This window comes from Terrisporobacter othiniensis (genome assembly GCF_000808015.1).
In the GTDB taxonomy this organism is placed as follows: Bacteria; Bacillota; Clostridia; order Peptostreptococcales; family Peptostreptococcaceae; genus Terrisporobacter; species Terrisporobacter muris.
In genome coordinates this window covers 1-9,594 of the sequence record NZ_JWHR01000128.1, presented here as the reverse complement: position 1 = coordinate 9,594, position 9,594 = coordinate 1, and the positions used below count along the sequence as shown (strand labels likewise).

The 9,594-nt window shown below is 27.3% G+C and carries 10 protein-coding genes and 1 other annotated feature; of the genes, 9 read left to right on the top strand and 1 reads right to left on the bottom strand.

The features are described from left to right. The 3 genes from QX51_RS16065 to vanT all read left to right on the top strand — a co-directional run. A partial coding sequence (locus QX51_RS16065) for a sensor histidine kinase (RefSeq protein ID WP_039680917.1) occupies positions 1 to 411 on the top strand: 411 nt, incomplete at its 5' end. Positions 412 to 532: 121 nt separating this feature from the next. After that, positions 533 to 931: a hypothetical protein gene (locus QX51_RS16060; protein WP_039680916.1), complete on the top strand. Its 399-nt coding sequence runs from the start codon at positions 533 to 535 to the stop codon at positions 929 to 931. Between the two features lie 163 nt (positions 932 to 1,094). Then, on the top strand, positions 1,095 to 2,267 hold the full coding sequence (vanT, locus tag QX51_RS16055; RefSeq protein WP_052233113.1) for a serine racemase VanT catalytic subunit: 1,173 nt from the start codon (positions 1,095 to 1,097) through the stop codon (positions 2,265 to 2,267). Between the two features lie 62 nt (positions 2,268 to 2,329). Here vanT and QX51_RS16050 read toward each other — a convergent pair whose 3' ends face one another. After that, positions 2,330 to 2,920 (bottom strand): manganese efflux pump MntP, encoded by a 591-nt coding sequence (locus tag QX51_RS16050; RefSeq protein ID WP_039680915.1) that lies wholly within the window; start codon positions 2,918 to 2,920, stop codon positions 2,330 to 2,332. A 204-nt stretch (positions 2,921 to 3,124) separates the two neighbouring features. Between QX51_RS16050 and QX51_RS16045 the strand changes: the two genes are divergently transcribed. From QX51_RS16045 to QX51_RS20975, 6 genes are all read left to right on the top strand, one after another. Then, the gene (locus QX51_RS16045; RefSeq protein ID WP_039680914.1) at positions 3,125 to 3,676 is read left to right on the top strand and encodes a ferritin family protein; all 552 of its coding nucleotides are present in this window, start codon (positions 3,125 to 3,127) and stop codon (positions 3,674 to 3,676) included. A 148-nt stretch (positions 3,677 to 3,824) separates the two neighbouring features. Further along, positions 3,825 to 4,072: a binding site (T-box leader), on the top strand. 177 nt (positions 4,073 to 4,249) lie between these two features. Beyond that, a complete protein-coding gene (gene aspS, locus QX51_RS16040; protein WP_152607248.1) occupies positions 4,250 to 5,587 on the top strand; it encodes an aspartate--tRNA(Asn) ligase in 1,338 nt (445 codons plus the stop codon). A gap of 30 nt (positions 5,588 to 5,617) precedes the next feature. Beyond that, positions 5,618 to 5,893 (top strand): Asp-tRNA(Asn)/Glu-tRNA(Gln) amidotransferase subunit GatC, encoded by a 276-nt coding sequence (gatC, locus tag QX51_RS16035; protein ID WP_039680913.1) that lies wholly within the window; start codon positions 5,618 to 5,620, stop codon positions 5,891 to 5,893. A gap of 12 nt (positions 5,894 to 5,905) precedes the next feature. Further along, positions 5,906 to 7,363, top strand: a complete 1,458-nt coding sequence (gatA, locus tag QX51_RS16030; RefSeq protein ID WP_039680912.1) for an Asp-tRNA(Asn)/Glu-tRNA(Gln) amidotransferase subunit GatA — start codon at positions 5,906 to 5,908, stop codon at positions 7,361 to 7,363. Positions 7,364 to 7,366: 3 nt separating this feature from the next. Next, the gene (gatB, locus tag QX51_RS16025; RefSeq protein WP_039680911.1) at positions 7,367 to 8,806 is read left to right on the top strand and encodes an Asp-tRNA(Asn)/Glu-tRNA(Gln) amidotransferase subunit GatB; all 1,440 of its coding nucleotides are present in this window, start codon (positions 7,367 to 7,369) and stop codon (positions 8,804 to 8,806) included. 141 nt (positions 8,807 to 8,947) lie between these two features. After that, positions 8,948 to 9,594, top strand: a 647-nt coding sequence (locus QX51_RS20975) for a hypothetical protein (protein ID WP_039680910.1), incomplete at its 3' end; no start/stop codon positions are given.

Sequence of the window (9,594 nt, the reverse complement as noted above, 5' to 3'; positions counted from 1 at the left end):
GATATAGATTTTATTGAAAGAATTATACTTAATGTTTTATCAAATGCTATAAAGTATAATAGCGAAAATGGGAGCATATTTGTAAATATCATAGATGAAGAAAATAAAGTAATTATTGAAATAATTGATACAGGATTTGGAATACCAGGAAACAAATTAAACAAGCTATTTAATCGCTTTGAAAGATTTGATAACAATAATTTATCCCATGAAGAAGGAACAGGACTAGGACTAAATATAGTAAAACAAATGGTTGATGCTTTAAAAGGAGATATAAAAGTAGTTAGTAAAGAAGGAGAAGGAACTACAATAAGGATTATATTTGATAAACAAAGTAAAAAAGAAGATCAAATAACTGATACTTATGATGGGATGTCAAGAAGAGTAGCATTGGAATTGTCTGATATATAATGCTAAATTATTGAAGTTTACATAGTAATTACAAATATTAATATCGAAATTTATAATTTTTTATAAGATAAATACAAATACTATTTATATATAATAACCTTTTAAGGAAGGAGATTTTAATATGAAAAGTATTGAATGTATTGAACACTATATGGATCTAAATAAAAAACTTAGAAAAGCTATAATATTTGGTGTAGCAACTGCCGGAGTAGCAGCAGGTGCATATATAGGTGCAAGAAAAATAATAGGGTTAATTGAAGATAAGAAATTGGCAAGATACTATGAGGATGGAATAGAAGAAATTTTTAGAGATAAAGAAAGAATGCAGTTTTATGAAGATGAATTTATAAGACAAGAAGAGGAAGAACAAGAAAATTTAGAAAAGGCAGTGAATGAATTTAATTCTAGAAGATTGAGAAGAGATGAATGTCCTCATTGCTCAGAAAATAAACAAAGTATTAAAAATAAACGAAGAGAAAAAAATCAATCATATAAACCTAATAATGAGTATTATGGATAATAAGAGAAAAATAAGCCATTTTTAATGGCTTATTTTTATGTTAATTTAATGGAATATTATTAATATTCAAAAAATATGCTATAATTAAGATAGCATTTATATATGACATAATATTATTTAAACTAAAATGTAGACTATTAAAATATATTAGGGGGATATTGTAATGGTAGCAAAAATTTATAATAGTAAAAAAGAAATTGATACTTCTAAATTAAGAGCTTTTGCAGAAATCAATTTAAGTAATTTTAAGCATAATATAGAGGTTATTTCAAATATGTTAGATGAAAATTGTGAAATTGTAGGAGTAGTAAAAGCTAATGCCTATGGTCATGGAGCTGTAGAAGTGGCTACTTATTTTGAAAGTATTGGAATAAAACATTTTGCAGTAGCATGTATTAGTGAAGCTATAGAATTAAGAGAAGGAAATATTAAAGGCGAAATAATAGTTCTAGGATATACACCTGTTTGCCAAAAGGATGAACTAATAAAATATGATTTAACACAGACTTTAGTAAATAGTAAATATGCTAAAGAATTAAGTGAATTACCAGGAACAGTTAAATGTCATGTGGCTCTTAATACGGGAATGAATAGAATAGGTGAAAATAGAGAACACATAGAGGATATTAAATCGATATATAATTTAAAAGATATTCATGTTACAGGTATATTCTCGCATTTATGCAGAGCTGATAGCAAAGTAGAAGAAGATATATTATTTACTAGAAAACAAATTGAAAATTTTGATTATATAATTGATAACCTAGAAAAGGAAAAAATTAACCTAGGAGAAGTTCATTTACAAAACTCTTATGGAATAACATCTTATAGAGAAATACATAGAGATTTAGCGAGACCAGGCATTATATTATATGGTGTACCTTGTGACCCATGTGATGATATATTAAGTAAATTACCTGAAAATGAGCAATTTAAACCAACAATGTCTTTAAGATGTAGGGTAGCTATGGTAAAAGAAGTAGGCGTAGGTGAAAATATAGGTTATGGAAATAACTTTATTACTCCAAGACCAATGAAAATAGCTACGATTACAATTGGATATGCAGATGGGTTTTCTAGAGCAGTATCTAAAAAAGATTTTAAGGTTTTAATAAATGGTCAATTCGGAAGAATAATAGGTAATGTTTGTATGGATCAAACAATGGTAGATGTGACTGATATAGAAGATGTTAAAGAAGGAGATATAGTAACATTATTTGGAGAAGATGGAGAGTATTATTTACCAGTTAATCAATTAAGCAGACTAAGTGGAACGATAACAAATGAGACATTGAGCTGTATAGGTAGTAGAGTAGAAAGAGTATATCATTACTAATTAAAATATTATACAAAAAGAAACTGTAGATCGTAATGTCTACAGTTTTTATTATTTTAAAATTAGTTTAACATTCTATAAATAAAATTAGTATGTTCATTCAAAATATTAATTCCGATAAGGATTAATATTATACCACCAATAATCTGAGAGTAGTTTTTAAAGATTGGTCCTAAAATTTTACCAATCATAACTCCTAAGAAACATAAAACAAAAGTAATTATTCCTATGCTTAAACAAAGTGGTATTATATGTACATTTAAAAAAGCAAAGCTAACTCCAACAGCAAGAGCATCTATACTAGTAGCAATAGATAAAATTATTAATTCTGTATTATCTAATTCATCATCGCAAGTTACAGTTAATTCTGGATTCTTACTATCTTCATAGGCTTCAAATATCATTTTAAGTCCTATAAAAGATAATAAAAACAAAGCAATCCAGTGATCTACAGCCGTGATATATGATTGGAACCTAATACCTATAAACCATCCAATAAAGGGCATTAATCCTTGAAATAGTCCAAATGAGAAAGCAATTTTAAAAGATATAAAAGGTGTAATTTTTCTGAGAGTCATACCCTTTGTCACTGAAACAGCAAAGGCGTCCATGGCTAAAGCAAATCCAGTTAATAATGTTGTTAAAAGTCCCATAAATATGTCCTCCTTAGTAATAATCAAAACATTATTATTAATTCTTATTACTTACAATATATTTAAGATAGATACTTATTATTCTTAAATAAAAACTTAAAATTATTATAAAACTATAAATTCTAGAGGAAGAATAAAAAAAGAAAATATATCCATAATATAATTATGAAATAATTATGAGGAAATATCAGGAAGGTAAAATAAATGAAAATGTGGATTTGCCCAATATGTGGATATATTATAGAAAATGAAAAACCAAGGATTTGTCCTGTATGTAATACGTCTTGTGAAGAATTTAAAGAATTTAATCTAAAAAAAGAAGATAGGGCAAATTTAGATGAAAATATAGGAATAGCAAAAGAAGCAGATGATAATATGATTTGTGACTTAAGAAGTATTTTTTCGAAGGAATGCTTAGAAGTTGGTATGTATTTAGCTATGAGCAAAGTTGCTCATAAAGAAGGATATATGAAGGTGGGCGAAATTTATAAAAAAATAGCCTATGAAGAAGCAGAACATGCATCAATATTAGCAGAGCTTTTAGGAGAAGTAGTTAAACCTTGGACAGAAGAAAATTTAAAATCAATTATAGAAGATGAATATGAAGCAATACAAAGTAAATTGAAATTAGCTAAAAAAGCAAAAGAGATGGGAATAGATACTATTCATAATGTGTTAAATGAAATGTGTAAGGATGAAGCTAGACATGGAAAAGAGTTTTTAAGTTTATTAAATGAATACTTTTTAGAACGATAAAATATATGAACATATTTATATATTTTGAATATAATACTTTTGAATAGTAAATAAATATTATAATATTTAAGTTCAAAATATAATTAGAAACATAATAAAAAGTTGTTGCTTTTATTTAGAAGTTAATTTACAATATTAAAAATATATAGAAAATACGATGAAAAAGAGAGTAGACTATATGTTGATTTATAGAGAACAAAGGATGGTGGAAGCTTTGTATGATACTTTAGTTGAAGAACACTTTGGAGTGGTTAGCCGAAATTTATATTAAAGAGTAGGCCTAAACGGAATCCTACCGTTATCTAGGAAACGTATCGAAAATTAATTCTGTACGTAATTAAGGTGGACTAAAAATAGTCAACTAGGGTGGTACCGCGTAAATATCACGTCCCTATACTTTTGTATAGGGACGTTTTTTAATTGTAAAAAATTATATCTTTTATATAACATATTGATAAAAGATATAAAATCAAATTTATTAAGAGAGCAACAGAGCTAATTTTCAGCTCTATGACGATACAAGCAGATCGAAGATTTAATGTATAAAAATAATAAAAGAAAGGATTGAAGAAAATGGCACAGTTAGAAAGAGCATTTTATGACAAGGGAAAAGATAAAGGTTTGGAAAGAATATTTATAAATGAATTAAATGATTGTATAAATCAAAAAGTATTACTTAGGGGTTGGGTACACAAAATAACTGATTTAAGCCATGTAGTATTTATAAAATTAAGGGATAAGTCTGGAGTAATTCAGCTAGTTTGTGAAAAAGAACAAATTGAAGATTTGAGATTGGAAAATGCTGTAGAAGTTGTGGGAAAAGTATGTAGCAATGAAAAAGCACCTGGTAAAATAGAAGTATTAGTTGAAAAATTTGAGATTTTAGGAAGTACTTACTATGATAAACTTCCATTTGAAATTAACAGTTTTAAAAATAAGGCAGCATTGGAAACTCAATTAGATCATAGAACAATTGCTCTTAGAAGACCTGAGATAAGAGCCATATTTAAAATACAAAGTGAAATTGAAACAGCTTTTAGAGATTATTTAAAAGAAAGAAATTTTGAACAAATTCATACAGCAAAAATTATAGATTCATCAACAGAAGGTGGATCAGAAATGTTTACTATAAATTACTTTGATAGAAGGTCTTTTTTAGCACAATCACCTCAGTTTTATAAACAAATGATGGTAGGAGCTGGATTTGAAAGAGTTTTTGAGATAGGTCATGCTTATAGAGCAGAGCTTCATAATACATGGAGACATTTAAATGAATACGTTAGTTTAGATGTCGAAATGGGATTTATTAAAGATGAATTTGAATTAATGGACTTAGAAGAAGGTTTTATAAACTATTTATTTAATCATTTAAATAAAGTTTGCAAAAAAGAGCTTGAAATGTATAAAATAGACTTACCTAATGAGGTGTTTATTCCAAGAATAACTTTACAGGAAGCTCATGCAATATTACTAGATAAATACAATAAGAAATCTCCAATTGGAAATATAGATGCAGAAGGTGAAGTATTGATTTCTAAATATGTTAAAGAAAAATACAATTGTGATTTTGTATTTTTAACTAAATATCCTGTTAGCAAAAGACCTATGTATACGATGACAGATGATGAAAATAAAGAATTAACTAAAAGTTTTGATTTAATATATGATGGTTTGGAAATAACTACAGGTGGTCAAAGGATTAATGATTATGAAATGTTAAAAGAGAATATAATTAAATTTGGATTAAATCCAGAGGAATTTGATTTTTATTTAGAAACATTTAAATATGGTATGCCTCCACATGGAGGATTTGCCATAGGACTTGAGAGACTTACTATGAAAATATTAAAACTTACAAATATTAGGGAGGCGACTCTTATACCAAGAGATATGAAGAGATTAACTCCATAAATAATAAAAATTAAAGGAAGGGTGAAAAAAATGGCAATTACGAAAGAAGATGTTAAGTATATTGCAAAGTTAGCTAAACTTCAATTTAGTGAAGAAGAAGCTACAGTATTTGCAGGTGAATTTGAAAATATTTTAGAACAATTTAAAACTTTAGATAAACTACATTTGGAAGGTGTAGAAATTGAAAAACCAAAAGTTGCAGTAGTTAGAAAAGACATATGTAAAAAATGTGATATAGATGATTTATATAGAAATTCTAAAAAAATGAGAGAAACTTTCATAGAAGTTCCTAAAATCATTGAGTAGGAGGATGCTTAAATGAAAAATTATAGTATAAAAGAACTAGTAAATAAAATACAAAATAAAGAAATTTCCTGCGAAGAAGTTGTAAGTTATTATATTAAAAATATAAAAGAAAAAGAAGAAAGTATAAATGCATTTATATCATTACAAGAAGAAAAAGCTTTGAAAAAAGCTAAAGAATTGGATGAAAAAATTGCTAAAGGAGAAAATGTGGGCAAACTATCAGGCATTCCTATTGCTATAAAAGACAATCTTTGTACAAATGGAGTAGCAACAACTTGTGCATCTAAAATGTTAGAAGATTTTATTCCTCCTTATGATGCAACAGTTATAAAAAAATTACAAGAAGAAGATGCTATATTAATAGGAAAAACAAATTTAGATGAATTTGCTATGGGATCTTCAACAGAAAATTCAGCTTTTAAAATTACAAAAAATCCAATAGATAAGTCTAGAGTTCCTGGAGGATCATCTGGAGGATCAGCAGCAGCTGTAGGGGCTAATATGGTTCCACTAGCTTTAGGATCTGATACAGGTGGATCTATAAGACAGCCAGCATCATTTTGTGGGATTATTGGTATGAAGCCAACTTATGGCTTAGTATCTAGATTTGGACTAATTGCTTTTGGTTCATCTCTTGACCAAGTAGGTCCATTTTCTATGACTGTGGAAGATAATGCTTATTTATTAAATATATTGGCAGGAGAAGATGATTTAGATGGAACTAGTGCTAAAAATCTTGAAGTAAAAGACTATACTGAAGGGATTGACTCTGGAATAAAAGGAATGAAAATAGGTATTCCTGTAGAGTTTATTGAAGAAGAAGGATTAGATGAAGAAATAAAAGAAGCTATATTTAAAGATATAGAAGTTCTAAGAGAGCTTGGAGCAGAAGTAGAAGAATTTTCACTACCTGTTACAAAAGATGGGCTTGCTCCTTATTATATAATATCTTCAGCAGAGGCAAGCTCTAATTTAGCAAGATTTGATTCCATAAGATATGGATATAGAACAAAAGACTATGATTCTGTGGAAGAACTAGTAGAAAAGAGTAGAAGTGAAGGATTTGGAAAAGAAGTAAAAAGACGTATAATGCTTGGAACTTATGCATTATCTTCAGGATATTATGATGCTTACTACAACAAAGCACAAAAATTTAGAGCTAAATTAAAGCATGACTTTAAAGAAGCATTTAAGAAATACGATATTATTATTGGACCAGTATCCCCAATACTTCCTTTTAAAATAGGAGAAAGATGTGAAGATCCAACAGCTATGTATTTAGCTGATATTTATACTATAAATATTAACTTGGCAACAGTGCCAGCACTATCTATGCCAGGAGGCAAAAGTAGTGAAGGTCTTCCTATAGGACTTCAATTGATAGGAGATGTATTTACGGAAGATAAAATTTATAAAGTTGCTTATGCATTAGAGAAAAAACTAAATCTAAACTTTGAAAGAGAGGTGTAATTTATGTTACTAGAAACTGTTATTGGTTTGGAAATACATGCAGAACTAAAAACAAATACTAAAATATTTTGTTCTTGTTCCACAGAATTTGGAGCTAAACCAAATGAAAATACATGTCCCATATGCCTGGGAATACCAGGAACTCTACCAGTTTTAAATGAAGAAGTTGTTAATTTAGCAATAAAAGCTGGAAGAGCAGTAAACTGTACAATAAATAATTATAATAAAATGGATAGAAAAAACTATTTTTATCCAGACTTAACTAAAAACTATCAAACATCACAATATGATTTACCTATGTGTGTAAATGGTATGGTGAATTTTACTTACGAAGGAAAAGAAGTATCTGTTAGAATTAGCAGAATACATATAGAAGAAGATGCAGGAAAACTTGTCCATTTGGAAGATGAACCAGTATCTCTTATAGATTACAATAGAGCTGGAGTACCACTTGTTGAAATTGTTACAGAACCAGATTTAAGATCACCTGGAGAAGCAGCAGCATTTATGAGAGAGTTAAAGGGAATACTTGAATATGCTGAAATATCAGATTGCCGTATGGAACAAGGTTCCATAAGATGCGATGCAAATATATCCATAAGAACCTATGGACAGGAAGAATACGGAACAAAAGTAGAAATAAAAAATATAAACTCTTTTAGAGAAGTTCAAAAAGCTTTGGAAAAAGAAGAAAAAAGACAAAAAGAATTATATCAATATAAAGAAGAATATAAAATAAAACAAGAAACTAGAAGATGGGATGCTGGAAAAGGTAAAACTTTATCAATGCGTTCGAAAGAAGAAGCTCATGACTATAGATATTTTCCAGAACCAGATTTGACACCTATAATAATACCGCAGGAAAAAGTTGATACTATAGAAAAATCATTGCCTGAAATGCCAATAGAAAAAAGAGCTAGATTTGTAAAAGAGTACGGAATAAACGAAAAAGAGGCTTCTATAATAATAGGAAGTAAGGTTTTAGCTGGATTTTACGAAGAAATTGTAAAGGAAGGTGGAAATCCTAAAACAGCTTCTAACTACATTTTAGGTGACTTACTTCGTTTATTAAATGCTAATAATATGGAACCAGAATATATAAAAATTTCACCTAAAAACTTAGTTGACTTATTTAAAATAATTGAAGAAGGTAAAATAAGTAATACAGCAGGAAAAGAAGTATTCAAAGAAATGTTTGAAAGTAATAGGCCTGTTTTAGAAATTATTGAAGAAAAAGGATTATCTCAAATTAGTTGTTCTGATGAAATAGAAAAACTTGTTGATGAAGTTTTAAATAATAATCCTAAGTCAATAGAAGATTTTAAAGCTGGAAAAATTAAAGCAGTAGGATTCTTAATGGGTCAAGTAATGAAAGCTTCAAAAGGAAAAGCAAATCCTCAAGTAGCAAAACAAATGATAGAAGAAAAACTTAAAAATAAGTAAATTAATGAGAATTACTCACTATTTTAAAGTAGGGAGTAATTTTTTTGGAAAAAAAATAATAATTAAAGGATTGTATAAATAAATATGGAATAAATATAAAAATATGGGGTAAATATGTGAAGATTAAATGGAGGAAAACTTATGGATTATCATATGAAAAATAAAAACAAATGTATGACTATAAAGTTTATAATGATCATAATATTTTTATCTTTTATTTATTTAATAATAAGATTTGACAATATACTATTGCCTATAGACATGGCTAATGAAAATGTAGAGCTTACAATCACTTCCTTATCAATATTTTTTTATTTGATTTCATTATATGCAACTATATATTACTACAAAGAAAAAAATAATGAAATGATGTTTTTTTATATTATTTACTTTACGTTATCTTTATTATTATGTTTTTTAAGGCATCCTATTTTATTAGTGGATATAAATGAGAGAGCTTTAATAAATATATTCTTAGTTAATAAAATAATTATATTATTATCAATTTTTCCAAATATAAAGCTTAAATATAGAATATTAGAGAATAAAAGTATTTTTTTCATAGGAGTTCTATTTGCATGTATTTCAATATTCTTTTTAGAACTTATATTCAATACTAACAAAGTATTGTTAGAGACAAATATAATTCAATTTTTAATTCTTTGTGGAATTACAATTTATATATTTGTAATATATGTTTATTTCAAAAAATTTATAAAAACAAATGATTACCTATATATTTTGTTATCAATAATTTTATTATCAAGTTGCATAAAAAATATTTATAT

Coding starts and splice junctions, on each gene's coding strand:
- QX51_RS16060 (WP_039680916.1), top strand. CDS start 533: ATGAAAAGTATTGAATGTATTGAACACTATATGGATCTAAATAAAAAA.
- vanT (WP_052233113.1), top strand. CDS start 1,095: ATGGTAGCAAAAATTTATAATAGTAAAAAAGAAATTGATACTTCTAAA.
- QX51_RS16050 (WP_039680915.1), bottom strand. CDS start 2,920: ATGGGACTTTTAACAACATTATTAACTGGATTTGCTTTAGCCATGGAC.
- QX51_RS16045 (WP_039680914.1), top strand. CDS start 3,125: ATGAAAATGTGGATTTGCCCAATATGTGGATATATTATAGAAAATGAA.
- aspS (WP_152607248.1), top strand. CDS start 4,250: ATGGCACAGTTAGAAAGAGCATTTTATGACAAGGGAAAAGATAAAGGT.
- gatC (WP_039680913.1), top strand. CDS start 5,618: ATGGCAATTACGAAAGAAGATGTTAAGTATATTGCAAAGTTAGCTAAA.
- gatA (WP_039680912.1), top strand. CDS start 5,906: ATGAAAAATTATAGTATAAAAGAACTAGTAAATAAAATACAAAATAAA.
- gatB (WP_039680911.1), top strand. CDS start 7,367: ATGTTACTAGAAACTGTTATTGGTTTGGAAATACATGCAGAACTAAAA.